This window comes from Xenorhabdus vietnamensis, assembly GCF_002127535.1.
In the GTDB taxonomy this organism is placed as follows: Bacteria; Pseudomonadota; Gammaproteobacteria; order Enterobacterales; family Enterobacteriaceae; genus Xenorhabdus; species Xenorhabdus vietnamensis.
Genome location: NZ_MUBJ01000019.1, coordinates 26619 through 46362 on the forward strand (window position 1 = coordinate 26619; position 19744 = coordinate 46362).

Genomic DNA, 19744 nt, shown 5'->3' on the forward strand with positions numbered 1-19744 from the left:
AAGAATGGGTGGGTTACACCTTATTCGGATGGATGTTGCGGGTGTAAGTGCCAATGCTCTTCTGAACCAAGATGATTTTTCCAGAGAGATTGATAAAGCGGGCAGCGATTCAGTAATTCGTCATGGGTGCCGCTATCACAAAGGGTTCCATGATCCATTACCAATATTTGATCAGCGCGGGTTATCGTGCTTAATCGATGGGCGATAACAAAGACCGTTTTATTCTGGGTAAGAGAATTAAACGCTTCTTGTATCAATCGCTCATTTTCCGGGTCCAGTGAAGCTGTTGCTTCGTCCAGGAATAAAACAGGTGATTGTTTTAGAATGGCGCGTGCAATGGCAAGGCGCTGGCGTTCACCGCCGGACAACGTACCGCCATCCACACCTAAAAGGGTGTCATATCCTTGCGGCAAGGCCATAATCGTATCGTGAATATTGGCAAGGCGGGCAGCTTGTTCCAATTCCAACTGAGTCGCATCCGGATCACCCAAACGGAGATTATTAGCAACAGTATCCTGAAATAGTGCCGTTTCCTGAAATACCATTGTGACGGTGTCATACAGGGCTTGAGTCTGATAATGATGAATAGGTTCACCACCCAGACGGATCTCACCTTTATCCAGTTGATAAAAAGAGAGCAATAAATAAGCCAGTGTGGATTTACCACTGCCGCTTGGCCCCACAATAGCGGTCATACTGCCCTGTGGTGCATAAAATGAAACGTTTTGGATAGCTGGCTGACTGGTTCCCGGATAGCTAAATGAAATATTGTTAACTTTAACATCGTATTTAGCTGGCGCTGCCAATGGGCCGGAAACCTGCGTTTCAACCGCTTCTATTTCTGCAATATGCGTTTCGCCTACTTGTGTCAATGCGGTGACATTGAGTAGGGGAATGATCCCGCGTAAAGGCGTAATTGTGGCAAACAGCAGCAAAATCGTGATGAGCATTTCAGAAAGTGTGAGTGCTTCCGTAGAATGAATGCGTAATGCTCCGGCCAGAATGCCAACGACCACGCTGGTATCAATGACGATGTAAAACAGGCTCAGTAGCGGTATGCTTTTGAATACTCCGCGGCGGAATGCGGTACGTAATTGTTCAATTTCTTGGTCAAAACGTTGTTCTACCGTCGTGGTGACTGCTGCTGCGCGGATAAAGGCCATGCCTTGTGCATACTCTACGATCGATTCAGATACGTCAGCCATCATAGCTGCCCGTCGATGCAATATTTCATTCAGCTTTTGACGGATAGCACCCAGGATAATTAGTCCAACCATCAGTACCAATAGGGCACTGCCAGCAACAATCCAATCGAACCAGAATAAGGCCAGATAAATAAGCGCCAGCATCGTGATCTGACAGGTGATTTGTGGGGTGGTATAGGCGGATTGATTTTCCTGCCATTGCACATCTTCGGATAATGTCAGGGCTATTTTTCCGGCACTTAATCCCCGAATAGTCGCGACAGACATACTAACAAGCCGTTGTAGCAAAGAGCGGCGGATTTCTATACCCAATCCATAAGCGGCAATGGTGAGTTGGCGTAATGCGCGAGACATAAAAGCGAACCGCAGCAACAGTAAAAGAATCAATAAAGACAGAGTAATAAGCGGCAGCATATCGTTGCCACTTTCTTTCAGATGAGTGTACTTCAGATGAGTGATAGCCCAAGCTGCGATAGCAAGTTGAGCAATAATTGCAATAGTATCAAGCTGTTTATATAACAACCCACGGAACCAGACCCGTTGTAGTTTCGGGGACAGATGTTGCTGGAGACGATTAAATAACCCCATGATAATTTACTCCTGTTCCGGTATTTTCTCCCCGCCAGGCTGCCCACTGCTTGGCATACGCGCCTTGCTGTGCGACCAGTTCATCATGAGTACCTTGCTCAATGATTTGTCCTTTATCCAAGACCACTATTTGATCAAGGTGGCGGATGGTTGGCAGACGATGGGCAATAACAATCACTGTCTTATTGCGACCTGTTTCAGTGTGACATAACGCATTGAGTGCTTGTTGCATCTCTTTTTCGCATTCAGGGTCGGCATAGGCAGTGGCTTCATCCAAGACAAGAATGGGTGCGTTTTTCAGGATGGCTGTGGCAACAGCGATACGCTGTTTTTCTCCCACAGATAAGCTGATACCGTTGTTAAGTACGGTGTTGTAGCCTTGTGGTAGCTGTTGGATAAATTGGTGTGCCTGTGCTGCGGTGGCCGCCGCTTCAACTTCCGCTTGGGAAGCATCAGGGCGGGCCAATCGGATATTATTGGCTATCGTATCGTTGAACAGGAATATCCGCTGGAAAACAAAAGAGATGTTATTGCGCAGGGTAGGCTCATCCATATTGCGGATATCAATGCCACCAACAGTAATTTTGCCTTGTTGTGGATCCCAAAGACGGGCAATTAAACTGGCTACCGTGGATTTGCCAGAACCACTGGCTCCGACCAGAGCCAGTGAACTTCCGGCAGGTACGGAAAACGAGATGTTATTTAATGCATTATCCTGCTCATCTTGATAAGAGAAGCTGACATTATGTAAGGTCACGTTATGATCAACAGGCATTTGATCGGCAGATGTTTGACCCTGAGTGCATGGTGTTAATTCAGGTTGATTCATTAACCAGTGATAACGTGTAATTAATGCCTCTTGCTGTTGCAAACGTGTCATCACAGCGAACATGGATGAGGCAATATTACCGAATGCCATAGCAGCCAAGATAAAGAAGGTGAATTCAAATACAGAGATTTCTTGTCGGCTAAATAGCCAGATTGCCAAAGGAAGAACAAACAATAGGTTAGCGCTGGATAACACAAAAAATCGGCTGGATTTGACCTGCACTTTCTCAACCCAAACATCAATAATGCGTGTCAGGGCGGTAAATGCTTCTTCCGCTCGCTGTAGCGCAATATTGCCGCCTGAATAGGTTTTTACCACAGGGATTGCATTGATAACTTCACCCATGGTTGAAGCAATACGATTTTGGGCTGCGTAAAAACGCTGAGTTGTGGTTTGAACTTTCATCTGAATATAGATGAATAATAAACAAGCGCCCAAAGTCGGGGCGAATGCCGCCAATGCTAACCGCCAATCGATGGCCAACATAACACTCAATGCGATCAATGGGCCAAACAAGGTTGCGGACATCTCTGGAATGATGTGGGCAATGCCATCTTCAAGCTGTTCGACGTCATCTAACATCATTTTCTTGATTTCGGTGCTGTCGGTTTGTATGAAGAAGCCTAAGGGAACAGACTTCAATTTACTGCTGATTTTGCGACGAACATCAGCCTGAACGTCGGCGGCGATCAAATGAGAAACAAACGTTGAGCCACTGAAAGTCAGCATAGCGGCAAAAGTGGCGCTTAATAACATGACACCGTAACTCAGTAACGTGTCATATTTCCCGTCATAGATAGACTGGGTAATCAGCCCTGCAATCGCAGCCGGTAATATTTGCAGTCCAGCGGAAACAATGGCAAGCGCAATGGCAACGTAACTTAGTGCGCGATATGGGCGCATCATATTCCACAGTGCCTTAATGACTCCGGCATCCGCGGCGCGTTGCTCTGGCGAGTTCTGTACAGAAGAATCATTATTGGGCATAGGTGCTTTCCTTTTGGAAATCGCGGCGTTTGCGTAATACCCAGAACAGGCCAACGAGGGTGAAGAGTGATGCTAAAGCGAAAAGGGAAGCATAGCCTGTTTTGGTCACAATCAGCCCACCCAGTATTGAACAGATGATCGCAATGCTCATATCTGCGGATTGCATCAACGCAAAATCCACACCAGATTGTGTACCTGCCGCCAGAGACATCATTTGGGTATATAAAGCAACAAATTTGGCCGCGGTGATTAATGTGATGAGGACGTATGCAGATGAAAGCAGGGATACAGAGGTTTCTGGTTGTTGGGCAAGCCAGAAAATTCCCGCTAACACCAGGCATTCAAGCAGCATAAGGCACAATAATGTCTGAATGGCCCCTAATTTACGTACAATGATGCCGCCAGACAGGACACCGGATAATCCGGCTAATGCACCACCGCTGGCTGCAATGATGCCTAGTTGGGTTAAATCTACTCCGCGATCGATTAAAAACGGAGAGAGCATACCGAGTGACAGGCGTGTACCCACCATACATAACAGTATTAAAACCAGTGCCTGTTTAACCGGAGTTCGGCGTAATGCACTCTTCAGGGAAGGGGTTGCCACCGCTGTTGAAACATCCGGTTCTTGCTTTCCCTGAGTTTTTCGGATGAACAAAATAGGCAGTGACATTAAGAGAATCACAATGGTTAATACACCTGCGCCAATATGCCAGCCATACAATGAAGTCAGATATAAAAACAGACCGCTGCCGATAATGGCTCCCAGATAACCGCCCCCGACCTGCATGACATTGCTCCAAGGGCGAAGTTGTGGTGGTAACCGGTCGATAGCATGGCCATCTGTGGTGGTGTCTACAATGGTCAGGCAAAGTGTTATCAGAAACAGAGCCGCAATAATCAGTGGCATATGTTCAGCGGGGTTTGCCAATGACATTGCGCAGAAAAGCAGTGTAATTAGCAGATTGCCACAGAGCATGAGGCGGCGGGGGTGAGTATCCCCCGAACCTGATTTGCGATAGCGCTCTACAATCGGCGCCCAAAGGAATTTGCATGCCCAGGGTAACATCAACAGATAAAGTAACCCTATCTTATCCGGCGTTACACCGTGGCTGCGCAAAAATGCGGGCATGCTTTGTAACGTTAACATGCCAATGGTACTTTGGATGGTGTAAACACCAGCCAAAGTCAAAAGCAGTAACGAAACGTGACGGGAATTTGCAATATTGTGCGTTTGCGTCATAATGCAACGCTCACGTCCAGCCCCACATTCAAGCCCTTACTCATCATGCTACCTTGTGTGAAACTAGAAACACGGTACTTTTTGTTGCCCAGATTTTCGCCATAAAGTTTGACGTTAACACCGTGAGCCATTTCTAAACTTAATGAAGCGTCATAGAGAGTATATGCGCCTTGTTCAAGGGTATTCGCTTCATTAAAGTAGCTTTTTGAATAGTGGCGGGCACCAGCATTTACATAGAGATTTCCTGGCAAGAATGTCTGATTAATCAGATAGTCGACATTTGCATTAAGCATGATATCTGGCGCATATGGCAGACGTTTGCCGTTGTAACTTACGCTATTTATTGTATTGGTTGCATGAGTGAAGTTTGATTTACCTACACTGCCGCCAAGAGAAAATCTGAGTCCTTGCATTGGTTTGATCTGGCTACTCAGTTCAATCCCTTTACTTTCTGCTTTTCCGGCATTGCGAATGGATTGCATGCCAATAGGTCCAACATAGATCTGCTTGTCTTTTGAACGAATATAATAAACCGCACTGTTTAATGTCACGGCATTATCAAAGAATGCGGTATTCCAACCGAATTCATAATTGTCTGAAGTTTCGGTATCGTAAGGTTTTCTATCCTCGGCAGAGGAAATAATGTTATTGAACCCGCCGGGTTTATAACCTTTAGTTGCAGAAACATAGAAACGGGTATCAGGCGTGAATTGCCAGCCCAAAGCCGCTTTAGGGGTAAATTCGTTGTTGGAAACTTGATTATCAAATGCGTCAATTTTCATGATGTCAGATCCTGAGTAGTTGATCTGAGATTTTTCATGTGACAAACGACCACCAAGGGTGAGATCCCATTGAGACGCAATGGGTAATTTAACTTCGCCAAACAGAGCTAGCGATTTTCCTTTGATTTTGTTGTGGGCATCATTATAGCTAGTATGATGTTTATTGGTTTCATCTGAGAACCAACCGCCGAGAACACTGGTTATTCCATTTGAGTAGTTGGAATTTAAACGCAGTTCTTGGGTTGTGGCGTGGTGTTTCTCTTTCCATTTACCCCCGACGAAATCACGGAAGATATCGCGATCCTGATAAGAAGTGACACTGGTCAATGCATTCTCACCGAAATCATATTCAGCTTTCAGCGCATAACTGTTGACTCGCCGTTTTAAATCAGGGGTAGAGCCATCGTATTCTTTCCGGCGGAATTGCTCGTCGGTTAAATAAAGTTCTTCGTGTGAGTTGAGATCTTCATGAGCAAAGCTAAGTTCAGCACTGAAGGGAGAATCATCCGGCGCAAATGTCAGTTGTCCTTTACCTAACCAGGTTTTGCTGGAATCAATATTTTTAGCACCCCGATTTGGTGCATCAATTTGCCCCGGCTCTTTTACCCAGCGTAGGCTCGTACTGCCATAAAGAATGCCCTCGATCAAAGGCGTTGATCCGCTGAAGGAACCACCTTGCTTTAATTTAGAATAATTACCAGAAAGGTTAAGCCAAGGGCCTTCCTTGGGAGAACGAGTGATAATATTGATAACACCTGCTTGGGCGTTTCCACCATATAAAGTGCCTTGAGGGCCACGTAATAATTCTACACGTTCTACATTAATTAATTCCTGTGTCAGAAATTGGTGATCCTGAGGAACGCCATCAACATAAATTCGAATGGAAGGTGAATAGTAATCAGGTGAACTAATGCCCCGAATTGTGGTTGCCGCATAAGTTCGGTTACCGCGAGAGCGGATTTGTAAACCGGGGAAAGCACGTTCAAGATCCTGCACCTGAGTGATACCCGCTTGCTCAAGTTCTTCGCCAGTTTTAACCAAAATGCTGCCGTCAACTTTATTTAATGCTTCTTCTCGTTTATTAGCGGTTACGATCAAAACATCTTCTTTAGCTTCAGGTGCATGTTCTGCCCAAGCTACAGGTGAAACCAGACAACATAAGACAGATGCCTTAGCATATTTTCTCTTCATATTAATACTCGTTATGCCTTGTCAAATCATGTTTTACAAAAACTAAGTGTGGTAAAACAAAAAACATCTTTGGGAGACTAACGAGAGTAGAAAATCGGGGCTAACGGGATAGGGACAAAAGTAGCGCAATGCGTACTATTGATAATGATTATCATTAATGATAAATTGCGTGATATTTACATTATGTATATATATATAAAATAAAAGCATAATGCTCTTAACATACACAACATACTGTTTTTTATGTAAATAGCATTTGAAATGGAATCTGATGCTAATTTTACAGGGGATCTCATGAAGACGATCTATAGCGAGAAATTGGGAGTTTTCACTGCTGGCCATTGCAGTTATATGCACTCACAGGTGGAGGAAAATGATATAGCTCCCTCGTTGTTAACGGAGGAACTATCTGACGGAATTCACATAAACCGGATTCGTCTTGAGCTAAATAAAGATTTCACGGAATATTGTGAAGGGCCGCCAACAGTATCAATTGCGTTTGTTCTAAGCGGAAAAGGGAAAATGGCGATTGAGAACGGCGATGATTTAGATATTAATCCGGGAACAATGGTTTTTTTCTATTCGCCTAAAATGACACGCGGCATGAATTTCTTTGGTTGTGGAACATGGCATATCCTTGATATCCGTTTTTCTCTGAACGAAATTGAAGCTCAGGAGTTGCCATCTTTTACCAAACTAACGGCTGGTTTTGAAAAAAATGCGAGTTATAGTGATGTCTTGATGATGGCTCGCCCTATTTATCCACCATTTATGCAGATAGTTAATCAAATAGAAGAATGTCAATTAAATGGTAGTGTCAGGAAGGTTTATTTAAAGGCAAAAGCGTTAGAAATACTCGCTTGTGTGACTGCTCAAATTTATGATTGCCAATATAATGCAATTAATGGTTTGCAGCGTCGTGCGGTTTATAATGCAATAAAAATAATTAACAGCGACTATCATTACCCTTGGACAATAAAATTGCTATCAAGAGCGGTGGGTTTGAATGAGCGGAAATTAAAAGAGGGATTCCGTGCGGTTGTTTTTCGTACCTTCCATCAATATCTGGAAAACGTTCGTATGACTACAGCGGAAGATCTATTGAAAAAAGGAATGAGTGTCATTGAGGTTGCGGCAGCAGTGGGTTATTCCAGCCCAAGCCATTTTTCTAAACGCTTCCGGCAACACTATTTGATCAATCCTAAAGCATGGCAGGCAAAATATGCCGTGAATCATACATTAAGGACTGAACTTATTGCAGCGGAAAGTCAATAGAAATTTTGAACGTGATATCTATTTTCTGATTAGCATTTTTTGATTGAGTCATTAATTTGGTGACTGCATTATATTTTTTATAATTAAATTTAATGAGCTGAGGCTCTGACTTACGATAGAAACATATCAATTTCCCCTGTTACACAGGGGAAATTGATTACTCTGAATATCTATTTCTGAACTCGGAAAAACTGGCTTACCAATACCAAAATGCCCACCAACAAATAAGCGGCAAAAATGCCAATCAGCCATTGAGGCATATCCAGTGTTAAAAATTCCCACTGTTTAATAGAACAATCGCCATTGGCCTGAAATACAGAAGGTAGCCAATCATTCAATGGTAACCAAGATGGGAATTGGACAAAGAACTCACAAGTATTAAACGGAGAAGGATATAGCTGCATCATGGTGTGATTCCATGCCAATTGCAATCCTTGCCATGCGCTGTAAACCCATATTAGGATCGCCAGCCAGCGTAAAGGAGTTTTAGGCGCGATTGCTCCTAACAACGCTGCCCCCAAAACACCAAACAACGCAACACGCTCATAAATGCACATTACGCAGGGTTGTAACTGCATAACATGTTGAAAATAAAGAGCTGTTGCTTCTAGGATAAGAGCGGTCAGTGCCATCAATAACCATGAGACTTGCCTTTGGGAACTCAGTTTTAAAAATTGAAACATGTTCTTTTCCCCCATCTTTTTTTCCTATCTTTTCAAGATAAATAATTGGCTTATTGTGCCGCTTTATCAGCTATAAAAAATGAAATTACAATCACCTAAACTATTTTTTCAGAAAAATGATTAACTAAAAAGCCGGATAGCGTAGATTTGCACACTATACCGGCAGGATACAATGATAAATTCGGTTAATGGTTATAGCGGAACGATCAAACCGAGTTTGACGAGATATTCAGTGGCAGGCACCAACCAAAATTCAACACTTAACAGGCCAACTAGTGTCATTACGATAGTATAAGGTAATGCCATCATTACCATGCGGCCATAAGAGAGACGGATCAGTGGAGACAGAGCAGAAGTCAGCAGGAATAGGAAAGCCGCCTGCCCATTTGGCGTTGCCACGGATGGTAAATTAGTTCCCGTGTTGATGGCGACGGCTAAATACTCATATTGTTGTTGTGAGATAAGACCGTTTTTCAGGGCTGTCATGGCTTCATTAATGTAAACTGTGCCGACGAAGACGTTATCAGAAACTGCAGATAGCAACCCATTGAACAAATAGAACAAGGAAAGCTGCGAAGCAGGTGACGATTGCAAGACAAATTGAATAAATGGCGTAAACAGTTGTTGGTCAACAATCACGGCAACCACGGAGAAAAATACCGTTAACAAAGCAGTAAATGGCAAGGCTTCTTCAAACGCTTTTCCCAATGCGTGTTCTTCAGTAATACCACAGAATGCGGTCGCTAAAATAATGACTGATAGACCAATCAAACCCACTTCGGCTAAATGAAAAGCCAGTGCCACAATCAACCAAATGCCGATCAATGCCTGAACGACAAGCTGGGCTTTTTCTTGGCGGGTGCGTTTTTCACTGGCGTTTTGGTCATAATCTCTTAAGACAGAGCGAACACGCTCAGGTAATTCAGCACCGTAACCAAACAGCTTAAAGTGTTCGACCAGCAAACAGACAGCCAAACCACAAATAAACACAGGAATGGTGACTGGTGACATGCGGATGAAGAAGGTAACAAAATCCCAGCCAGCATATTTGGCAATAATCAGGTTTTGTGGTTCACCGACCATCGTCATTACGCCGCCCAGTGCCGTACCGACCCCTGCATGCATCATCAGACTACGCAGAAACGCCCGAAATTGCTCCAACGTTTGTTTTGTATCTTCACTGTCAATGGAATTATCATCACTCAGTTCAGAGCTGTCATTGTGGGAAAGGAATTGATGATAGATGGTGTAAAACCCGACTGACACACTAATGACGACGGCAATTACAGTCAGGGCATCAAGGAAAGCGGATAAGAAAGCACTGGCCAGAGAGAATGCCAATGCCAGCATTTTTTTTGAGTGGATACTTAACAATAGCTTCGTGAAAACAAACAGCAGTAATTGTTTCATGAAGTAAATACCCGCAACCATGAAAATCAGCAATAAAATGACTTCCAGATTGTTGGCAATTTCATGACCTATTTGTTTTGGTGAAGTCATTCCGATGATGACTGCTTCAATGGCGAGTAATCCACCGGGTTGCAGGGGGTAGCATTTTAATGCCATTGCCAGTGTGAAAATAAACTCAACAACGAGCATCCAGCCAGCAACAAAGGGGCTGACTAAAAAATAGAGCAATGGATTGATGATAAGAAAAACAACAATGGCCAGTTTGTACCAATCTGGCGAACTGCCGAGAAAGTTTTTCACCATTGCATGTCGGATACTGATTTCCATAATTATTAACATTCCTCTTTGTGAATACTTGGAGCAAATCCAAACAGTTATATAGAAATATTCTGGGTATAGTACGCTCAAAATGATAGTAATTTAAGGGTGTTAGCACAGAATTAATCTATGAATTATTGTATATTTTATGAGGCCTTTCACCCTTTCATGGTTTATTCATCAGGTAACTATGTCGAACAAACACATTCTGGTATGATCAACCGCTATTATTAGCCAAGAAAACTGCTTTGGAATAATTAAAATTATGGTAATTAAGGCTCAAAGTCCTGCGAGTTTCGCGGAAGAGTATATCATTGAAAGTATTTGGAATAATCGCTTTCCACCAGGTTCCATACTGCCAGCAGAACGTGAATTATCTGAATTGATCGGTGTCACCCGTACGACTTTGCGTGAAGTGTTGCAGCGCCTTGCCCGTGATGGTTGGTTGACTATTCAGCATGGAAAACCAACCAAGGTTAATAACTTTTGGGAAACATCCGGTCTTAATATTCTGGAAACTTTGGCACGCCTTGATCATGATCGGGTTCCCCAATTGATTGATAACTTGTTAGCAGTACGGACCAATATCGCAGCCATTTTTATCCGTACCGCATTCAGGCTCAATCCCGAAAAATCACTGGAAGTTCTGGCGGAAAAAGAAAATGTGGAAGATACCGCGGAGTCTTTCAGCTCTGTGGATTATGATATTTTCCGTGGCTTGGCTTTTGCATCAGGAAACCCAATTTATGGCTTGATTATTAATGGCCTGAAAGGGTTGTATACCCGTGTTGGCCGTTATTATTTTTCCAGTCCTGAAGCGCGTAATCTCGCACTGAATTTTTACCAGCAATTAAGTTCACTGTGTCGGGAAAAATCCTATGACAAAATCATGGATTGTGTGCGTAATTATGGTAAAGAGAGTGGAATTATCTGGCATAGTATGCAAAGCATTATGCTCAATGAACTGGCAGAAGGATCAGCGAATTAACAGCAGCACGTCTTGGTTAGTTAAACACTTTGTTTTTTGATTGCCTCGCTCTTGATCGTGTTTATTTACCCCAGTTATATGGTTATATAAAAGTTCGTTCATATAATGTTTAATAATATGATGCAGAATTACCTATATTTCTGGGGCATTTCTTTAATCACTAATCACCGCTTGATATATGAGTGCTATTTAGGAGGTATTGTAAGAGATACTTAAAATAGCGCACTCAATTCTTAGTTTTTGCTCACTTTGTGAACTTATTTATGTCATCGTCTTTTTAGCGTATTAATCGACGTTGAAAACTCTCCCAACTGTTTAATTTAATTTTTTGAATTATTATTCTATTTAATCAATATCGGAATGGAATTAAATTCTTTTAATTTGCCTTTTTTAAATAAAATATAAATATTGATTTTGTGAATATAATGTTTCTTTTTTTCATGAAAATCACTTTAATGTGTATGAATCAAAGGAATAAATGGCATTTAATTTCATTTCATTCTTTTGATTTTACTTGATTTTATTTTTATCCCTGACATTTTGCAAAGAAATGAATTATCTATATTTTGTAATGAAAATGTGACTTAAATCCTAAAAATTAATTAATAGCGATGCAGTCTATTATTCTGTATTGGTTTTTTATCTTTAGCATATTATGCTTGCAAATATCACTTACCAGTAGGGGGTAGAATGAAGGTCCTTATTTTAGGTTCTGGTGTTATTGGTGTAACCAGTGCATGGTATCTTGCACAGGCAGGCCATGAAGTTATTGTAATTGATCGTCAGAATAGTGCTGCTGAAGAAACCAGTGCCGGTAATGCTGGTCAAATTTCACCAGGATATGCGACCCCTTGGGGGGCTCCGGGCATTCCACGGAAAGCGATTAAGTGGATGTTTCAACGTCATGCGCCTTTAGCTATCCGCCCTGATGGTTCTCTGTTTCAGTTACGTTGGATGTGGCAAATGCTGCGCAATTGCAATGCAAGCCATTACGCGATGAATAAAAGCAGAATGGTACGCTTGGCAGAATATAGCCGGGATTGTATTAAACAATTAAGGGTAGATACGGGTATCCAATATGAAGAGCGTCAGGGGGGAACCCTGCAATTGTTCAGAACTGCCAAGCAATTTGACAATGCTGCTAATGATATTGAAGTCTTAGAGCAAGAAGGTGTTCCCTATCAATTACTAACCGCTGCGCAATTAGCTACAGTGGAGCCAGCACTGGCCCATACTTCTCATAAATTAACTGGTGGATTGCAATTACCGAATGATGAAACTGGTGACTGTCAGGTTTTTACCAAAGAATTGGCTAAGATGGCAGAAAACGCTGGTGTTAAGTTTATATTCAATAAGCAAGTTAAACAGATTTTGGTAGACGGGAATAAAGTCACGGGTATTCAGTGTAACGATGGCATAATGACAGCCGATCACTATGTAGTGGCGATGGGATCTTATTCCACTGAAATATTGAAAGATTTGGTCAAAATACCGGTTTATCCACTGAAAGGTTATTCATTGACAATGCCGATTATGGATGAATCAAAAGCACCCGCCTCAACCGTATTAGATGAAACTTACAAGATTGCCATTACGCGCTTTGACAATCGTATTCGTGTTGGTGGCATGGCGGAAGTGGTTGGATTTAATTTGAATGTCCCCCAAAATCGTTGTGAAACATTAAAAATGGTAGTACAGGATCTGTATCACAATGGCGGTAATATCACGGAGGCTTCATTTTGGACAGGTTTGCGTCCTATGACTCCGGATGGTACACCTATCGTGGGGCCAACCAAGTATGCGAATCTCTATTTAAATACTGGGCATGGGACATTAGGTTGGACAATGGCCTGTGGTTCAGGGAAGTTACTGGCTGATTTAATTTCTGGCAAAGAGCCTGATATTGCGGCAGATGATCTCTCTGTATTCAGATACATTGATGGTTTCAATATAAAAGTGTTTCCAATGAAGCCTCATTTACATACTGCGTAAACTATTACTATAAAACTACTACTATAAGAAGGGGTCGTCATGCCACGTCCTATTTTGGCAACGATCCATCTCAATGCATTCTGCCATAATCTGTCGATTATTCGCCAAAGAGCGGGTAACAGTAAAATCTGGTCGGTAGTCAAAGCTAATGCGTATGGGCATGGGTTGGATAGAATATGGCAATCACTCATGCAGACAGATGGATTTGCGCTGCTTGACATGAATGAAGCTATTTATTTAAGGGAGCAGGAATGGCAAGGGCCAATCTTATTATTGGAAGGTTTTTTCAAGCCAGCGGATTTGCAGATTATTAATAAGTACCAATTGACGACCGCAGTCCACAGCCATTGGCAGCTCAATGAGATAGAAAAAACTAAATTGGACAATCCTATTGATATCTATTTGAAACTCAATAGTGGCATGAATCGGTTGGGATTCACCTCAGAAGAGTATCCACAGATAGTTTCAATGGTGAAAGGGATTAAAAATATCAATTCAGTAACTTTGATGAGCCATTTTGCTAACTCGGATAATGAAGTTGGTATAGATGAGCAATTTGCGGTTGTTGAACGTCTGAAAATGAACTCACTGCCTCATTGTCTGGCGAATTCTGGTGCTGTTTTATGGCACCCAAAAACACATGGAGATTGGGTACGGCCGGGCATTATTCTTTATGGTGCATCTCCGAGCGGAAAATGGCGTGATATTGCCGATATTGGATTGAAATCAACCATGACGTTACAGAGTGAAATCATTGCTGTGCATGAACTTCCCAAAGGAGAGACAATTGGCTATGGCAGTCGTTATGCGACCCAGAAGCCCATACGTGTAGGTACAGTCGCCTGTGGCTATGCGGATGGATATCCACGACACGCGCCAACGGGGACACCGGTCATGGTCAATGGTGTTCGAACCCAGTTATTGGGCGCTATTTCAATGGATATGATGACGGTTGATTTAACGCCATGTCCTCAGGCTAATATAGGTAGTGCTGTCGAGTTGTGGGGAGAAAATCTACCAGTAGATGAAGTTGCGGAATCAGCAGGAACGATTGGTTATGAGCTTCTGTGTGCTTTAGCGAAGCGCGTTCCAGTCACGGTGGTTTAATCCTTTTTATATCCAGACAGTTTCAGGCATTTCTATCCTCGGTTTGGGAATAAATGCCTGTTATATATCTGTTTGCACAATCATTTCTGAGTTTTTTGCTATTTTTTCTCGTTGCTTCCATCTAACTGACCATTGTCTGAGAATTTACGACAGCGGATAACAATAGAAAGTCTGTCAGGATTGTTATTCTTAGGTTTTAATGGATTATTGATACGCGCAGTTTCAATGCACGCCATATTCTTATAACCACTTTTGCTCATATCTTTCATGCTACTGGAAAGTTCAGCACCAGGGTTCCAACATACGACATCACTGTGGTGATAGTGGTGTATTTCAATTGTTCGTTTCCATAAAGGATCTCTGAGCAAACTAAAATCGCCCGGCTCTGTATAAATGCGGTCGGTTCTGCCGCGGAAGACTAAATCGTCATTGATATATTGCTCTCTATCGGCGAGGGTATCAATAAAATGAGAACCTAGCCCACTGACCTGAATTTGATTGATGTCACTGATATTGAAGTAAGAATGAAGGGCACAAGTGGCTTGATATTCACCGTGGGATTCTAACTCTATTTCGCAAGTTTCCCCTAATTTAAAACGGGCAATCAATGTGAACTCATGTGGCCATAACTTACGGGTATATGCATTATCCTGTAATGTAAATGTCAAAATAACGCCATTTTCATTCTCATTATGGGCTTTGAGCTCCCAAGGCAATATCCGTGCAAACCCATGGCTGGGAGCTGAGGACGAACCAAACCAAGGCCAGCAGATGGGAATACCTCCACGAATAGCAGTGCCTGCACTAAAATTGGCTTTATCACTAACCCATAAAACAGGTTTTTCGTTATTGGGCTGCCATGTAATCAGGTGTGCACCTTGAATACTGATTGCTCCGCGGGCTTTGGGGTGGGAAACAATAATTAACGGAAAACCATCAATGTTTCGCTGACTGATATAAGGGGAGATCTGTTCTACAACTGGTAATGAAAAAATTTTATCAAGCATTTGTCATGACCTTGTGTAAACTTAAATTGGCAGTTGAACCAAGGGACAAGAATAGCTCAATATTTTGAATAGATAAACATAAAAGCCATCTGTAAACAGATGGCTTTTGAACGTGGATAGAAAGCTCGATTATTTGGAGATATGAGCGATCAGATCCAGAACTTTGTTGGAATAGCCAGTTTCGTTGTCATACCAAGAAACCAGTTTTACAAAGTTGTCGTTCAGTGCGATGCCTGCTTTTGCATCGAATACAGAAGTCAGTTTTTCGCCGTTGAAATCAGTAGAAACCACGTCATCTTCAGTGTAGCCCAGAATGCCTTTCAGCTCGCCTTCTGCTGCTTCTTTGATTGCGTCACAGATTTCTGCATAAGTTGCTGGTTTAGCCAGACGCGCAGTCAGGTCAACAACAGATACGTTAGGAGTAGGAACACGGAAAGACATACCAGTCAGTTTGCCGTTCAGTTCTGGAATAACTTTGCCTACTGCTTTTGCTGCGCCAGTGGAAGAAGGGATGATGTTCTGTGCCGCACCGCGGCCACCACGCCAGTCTTTTGCAGAAGGGCCGTCAACAGTCTTCTGGGTTGCAGTTGTTGCGTGAACTGTAGTCATCAAACCTTCAACGATGCCGAATTTGTCATTGATAACTTTAGCCAGTGGAGCCAGGCAGTTAGTGGTGCAAGATGCGTTGGAAACGATATCCTGATCTGCATAGGCATTGTGGTTGACACCCATAACGAACATTGGAGTATTGTCTTTGGATGGGCCAGTCAGAACAACTTTTTTTGCGCCAGCAGCGATATGTTTGCGTGCAGTTTCGTCAGTCAGGAAAATACCCGTTGCTTCTGCAACAACATCAACACCCACTTCGTTCCATTTCAGGTTAGCTGGGTCTCTTTCAGATGTAACGCGGATGGTTTTGCCGTTAACAACCAGCTGACCGTCTTTAACTTCAACAGTACCGTTGAAGCGGCCGTGGGTTGAGTCGTATTTCAGCATGTAAGCCATGTATTCTGCATCCAACAGATCATTGATCGCAACGATTTCAATGTCTGAACGTTCTTGAGCAGCACGGAAAACAATACGGCCGATACGACCAAAACCGTTAATACCTACTTTGATAGTCATAGTATTCCACCAGCTATTTTTTAGTGAATTAAAAGTTGTTTCTAAAGTTACCAAAATCTTGTCAGCCGTCAAGCGGAATCGTGTCAACAATTGAAAAATATCAATTTAATAATCACTGTTTGGACGATTTCTATACAGCTGGGACAAGCCCTACGCACACCATTATCGGGGCATAAGGATATATTTAAAGTTACCATCGGTTAGATATGTGAGATTTATCACAATTAGTAAAGTAAATTGCTATGTTGAATGGGTTAGAATGCGTTTTGATATTTTGTTGTTAATTTTTTGTTGTTTTCGATGATTTTTTATTGAAAATCTTGGCCTTAAAAGGTGGTCATTATGACTAAAAGTCAAAATATTTCCCTTTCTATCGAACAGCTTAGTGAAATGCAGCGTTATATTACGCAAGAAGCAGGTACTGAGCCGCCATTTTCAGGAAAACTACTGCACAACAAAAAAAATGGTATTTATTATTGCTTGTGTTGCCGCCAGCCATTATTTATTTCTGATACGAAATTTGATTCGGGATGTGGATGGCCGAGCTTTTATCAACCATTGAGTGAGGGTTCCATCACATCTGTGGATGATTATTCGCATAATATGCATCGAGTAGAAGTGCGTTGTAGCCGTTGTCAGGCACATTTGGGGCATGTTTTTCCCGATGGCCCTAAGCCTACAGGGGAACGTTTTTGTATTAATTCGGCAGCATTGCGTTTTATTGATAAAGAAACAGGTGAAGAAACAGAAGGTTAATGTTATTCCTGAATATTCTGAATCTAAATAAATATTGGATTGGTAAGTTAAGAAAAAACGATTCAGCTTACTTTGGTTCATATTGATATCAATTGTTGTCGTGCTGGCTTATAGCCGTACGAATAAAACATGTCGTGAATGTAGTACATGTAGTGAGCATGTAAGTTAAAATAGTGCATATAGCTATTAAGGAAATATCAATGAAGTTGGATGATTTACTCTCCGCCATGACACCTGAAATTTATCAGCGATTAGTTCAGGCTGTTGAACTAGGGAAATGGCAGGATGGGGTGCCACTCACGCCAGAACAGAAAGAATACAGCTTACAGGCTGTGATGCTTTGGCAAGCAAGACATAATCATGATCCTGAGCATATGACGATTGGTACAGATGGTCAGATTGCCATACAAAGCAAACAAGAGTTAAAGGCTACATTTCAGTCTGAAATGATTGCAAAATTGAAACCTCAGTCGGAAAATTGAAATAAGGCTGATTGATCAACCTCGTCCTTGCAAAAACCGGACGAGGTTATATTTTATTCATTAGTTAGAGCCAAACATTGGTTTTGCTGATATTACAAAATAATCATGATTTCGTTTTGGGTGATTAATTTAGCGCCTTTTGCTGCCATTTCTCCAAATGCTTGCTGGCTGTCATTTTCCTGAATATTGACTCCACGGCAACCATCAGTAATGACATAGGTTTCATAGCCTAGTGCCAAGGCATCAAGCACAGTAAACTTTACACAATAGTCAGTGGCAATTCCCAGTACAAACAGGCGTTGTATGCTCTGCTCAGTTAGCCATTTATGTAGACGGGTTTCACTTTTATGGTCATTGTCGAAAAACGCACTGTAGCTATCTATTTGAGGGCTTTCACCTTTTCGGAAAATTTCTTGAATAGCAGATTGGTTTAACGAAGGATGTAACTCAGCACCAAATTGTCCTTGTATACAATGGTTCGGCCACCATACTTGGGGGATGCCATTGAGTTCTCCTAATTCACCAATCTTTTGTCCGGAATTTTCTGCAAAGCTCATGTGGTTAGCTGGGTGCCAATCTTGACTTGCGATGACAGTGATATTATTTTTCAGGCACAGTACAATAACGTTATTTGCTACCTCAATCACCGCTTCGCTGTCTTTGACAGCCAATGTGCCCCCAGTACAAAAGTCATTTTGTAGGTCGACAAGCAATAATGCTGTTTTCATCATATTTCTCGATTTACCTATTTATTATTCATCAGAATAACTCAATTCTCCACGCAGATTTTGTTGCATCAGGTGGCGGATTTCTTCAGGTGTATAAGATTGACTCAATAAATAATGCAATTTAGTTAAAGTTGCTTCGAAGGTCATGTCATATCCACTGGTCACCCCCGATGCTGCCAGAGAATGACCAGTAGCATAGCCTTCCATATTGACTCGGCCAGAAATACATTGTGTCAGATTAACCACAATAATGCCGCGCTCAGTGGCTTCCTGTAACGTTTTCAATAAGTCAGCCCGTTGAGGTGCATTGCCAACGCCGTATGATCGCAAAATCAATGCCTTGACCGGTTGCATCAGAATATTTTCTACCACCTGACTGGATAATCCGGGATAGATAGTCACAACGCCGATCGGTTGTGATGTGATCGGATTTACAACGAACTCTCCGTGACTGGCAGGTATGGGGTTTGTTTTAAAAGTGCGGATATTTATCCCGGCTTCCATCAGTGGAGCACAGTTAGGGGATGAGAAGGCATCAAAGCCATCAGCATGGGCTTTAATTGTTCTGTTTCCCCGAAATAACTTATTGTTGAAAAATAAGCTGACTTCGTTGATAGGATAATTTGCTGCAAGATACAGTGCATTAAGGAGATTGGTCTGTCCATCAGAACGTAATGCTTCCAGAGGAATTTGTGACCCTGTCACAATAATTGGCTTATTGAGATTTTCAAAAATGAAAGAAAGTGCTGATGCAGTGAAAGCCATGGTATCCGTACCGTGCAGAATCACAAAGCCATCATAGTCATGATAATTCTGATAAATATCATTTGCTATGATGCCCCAATCGTCAGGAGTCATATCAGAAGAATCAATCAGGGGCTGATGTTCGCGGATCGTGAATGTTGGCATTTCTGGGCGGTGAAATTCGGGCATTTTTGCGAGTTGTTGTTGTAAATGACCGGAAACGGGAATGTATCCATTGGGGGAATGTTGCATTCCAATTGTGCCGCCAGTGTAAACAACATAGATGGACTTCTTCTGCATGGTA

16 protein-coding genes are annotated in these 19744 nt (G+C 42.3%); 6 read left to right on the forward strand and 10 right to left on the reverse strand.

Annotated features, from left to right (window positions below):
- Nucleotides 1-20 precede the first annotated feature (20 nt).
- From Xvie_RS15040 to Xvie_RS15055, 4 genes are read right to left on the reverse strand one after another with little or no spacing between them, the layout of a single operon-like run.
- Entirely contained in the window at nt 21-1793 is a 1773-nt protein-coding gene (locus Xvie_RS15040; protein WP_086110073.1) for an ABC transporter ATP-binding protein, read from the reverse strand.
- Nucleotides 1780-3609: an ABC transporter ATP-binding protein gene (locus Xvie_RS15045; protein WP_086110074.1), complete on the reverse strand. Its 1830-nt coding sequence runs from the start codon at nt 3607-3609 to the stop codon at nt 1780-1782. Before Xvie_RS15045 ends, Xvie_RS15040 begins: the two co-directional genes overlap by 14 nt.
- A complete protein-coding gene (locus Xvie_RS15050; RefSeq protein ID WP_086110075.1) occupies nt 3599-4852 on the reverse strand; it encodes an MFS transporter in 1254 nt (417 codons plus the stop codon). Before Xvie_RS15050 ends, Xvie_RS15045 begins: the two co-directional genes overlap by 11 nt.
- Nucleotides 4849-6825: a TonB-dependent receptor gene (locus tag Xvie_RS15055; RefSeq protein ID WP_086110076.1), complete on the reverse strand. Its 1977-nt coding sequence runs from the start codon at nt 6823-6825 to the stop codon at nt 4849-4851. Before Xvie_RS15055 ends, Xvie_RS15050 begins: the two co-directional genes overlap by 4 nt.
- A 294-nt stretch (nt 6826-7119) precedes the next feature.
- Between Xvie_RS15055 and Xvie_RS15060 the strand changes: the two genes are divergently transcribed.
- The gene (locus tag Xvie_RS15060) at nt 7120-8100 is read left to right on the forward strand and encodes a helix-turn-helix domain-containing protein (RefSeq protein ID WP_086110077.1); all 981 of its coding nucleotides are present in this window, start codon (nt 7120-7122) and stop codon (nt 8098-8100) included.
- Nucleotides 8101-8270: 170 nt separating this feature from the next.
- On the opposite strand, the gene dsbB is transcribed toward Xvie_RS15060, so the two are convergent.
- Together dsbB and nhaB are read right to left on the reverse strand one after the other, a co-directional pair.
- Nucleotides 8271-8783 (reverse strand): disulfide bond formation protein DsbB, encoded by a 513-nt coding sequence (gene dsbB, locus Xvie_RS15065; RefSeq protein ID WP_086110122.1) that lies wholly within the window; start codon nt 8781-8783, stop codon nt 8271-8273.
- Between the two features lie 192 nt (nt 8784-8975).
- Nucleotides 8976-10520: a sodium/proton antiporter NhaB gene (gene nhaB / locus Xvie_RS15070; RefSeq protein ID WP_086110078.1), complete on the reverse strand. Its 1545-nt coding sequence runs from the start codon at nt 10518-10520 to the stop codon at nt 8976-8978.
- 256 nt (nt 10521-10776) lie between these two features.
- Between nhaB and fadR the strand changes: the two genes are divergently transcribed.
- The 3 genes from fadR to dadX all read left to right on the forward strand — a co-directional run bounded on the left by fadR (nt 10777) and on the right by dadX (nt 14598).
- The gene (fadR, locus tag Xvie_RS15075) at nt 10777-11499 is read left to right on the forward strand and encodes a fatty acid metabolism transcriptional regulator FadR (RefSeq protein ID WP_086110079.1); all 723 of its coding nucleotides are present in this window, start codon (nt 10777-10779) and stop codon (nt 11497-11499) included.
- 690 nt (nt 11500-12189) lie between these two features.
- Complete coding sequence (locus Xvie_RS15080; RefSeq protein ID WP_086110080.1) at nt 12190-13491, forward strand: D-amino acid dehydrogenase; 1302 nt, start codon at nt 12190-12192, stop codon at nt 13489-13491.
- A gap of 39 nt (nt 13492-13530) precedes the next feature.
- Nucleotides 13531-14598 (forward strand): catabolic alanine racemase DadX, encoded by a 1068-nt coding sequence (gene dadX, locus Xvie_RS15085; RefSeq protein ID WP_086110081.1) that lies wholly within the window; start codon nt 13531-13533, stop codon nt 14596-14598.
- A 98-nt stretch (nt 14599-14696) separates the two neighbouring features.
- Here the strand turns inward: dadX and Xvie_RS15090 are convergent, their stop codons facing one another.
- Together Xvie_RS15090 and gapA are read right to left on the reverse strand one after the other, a co-directional pair.
- On the reverse strand, nt 14697-15605 hold the full coding sequence (locus tag Xvie_RS15090) for a D-hexose-6-phosphate mutarotase (RefSeq protein WP_086110082.1): 909 nt from the start codon (nt 15603-15605) through the stop codon (nt 14697-14699).
- A 129-nt stretch (nt 15606-15734) separates the two neighbouring features.
- A complete protein-coding gene (gapA, locus tag Xvie_RS15095; protein WP_086110083.1) occupies nt 15735-16730 on the reverse strand; it encodes a glyceraldehyde-3-phosphate dehydrogenase in 996 nt (331 codons plus the stop codon).
- Nucleotides 16731-17072: 342 nt separating this feature from the next.
- Between gapA and msrB the strand changes: the two genes are divergently transcribed.
- Nucleotides 17073-17486 (forward strand): peptide-methionine (R)-S-oxide reductase MsrB, encoded by a 414-nt coding sequence (gene msrB / locus Xvie_RS15100; RefSeq protein ID WP_086110084.1) that lies wholly within the window; start codon nt 17073-17075, stop codon nt 17484-17486.
- A 200-nt stretch (nt 17487-17686) separates the two neighbouring features.
- Complete coding sequence (locus tag Xvie_RS15105; protein WP_086110085.1) at nt 17687-17968, forward strand: YeaC family protein; 282 nt, start codon at nt 17687-17689, stop codon at nt 17966-17968.
- A 92-nt stretch (nt 17969-18060) separates the two neighbouring features.
- On the opposite strand, the gene pncA is transcribed toward Xvie_RS15105, so the two are convergent.
- Together pncA and ansA are read right to left on the reverse strand one after the other, a co-directional pair.
- The gene (gene pncA / locus Xvie_RS15110; RefSeq protein WP_086110123.1) at nt 18061-18696 is read right to left on the reverse strand and encodes a bifunctional nicotinamidase/pyrazinamidase; all 636 of its coding nucleotides are present in this window, start codon (nt 18694-18696) and stop codon (nt 18061-18063) included.
- 24 nt (nt 18697-18720) lie between these two features.
- Complete coding sequence (gene ansA, locus Xvie_RS15115; protein ID WP_086110086.1) at nt 18721-19740, reverse strand: asparaginase; 1020 nt, start codon at nt 19738-19740, stop codon at nt 18721-18723.
- Nucleotides 19741-19744: the final 4 nt, after the last annotated feature.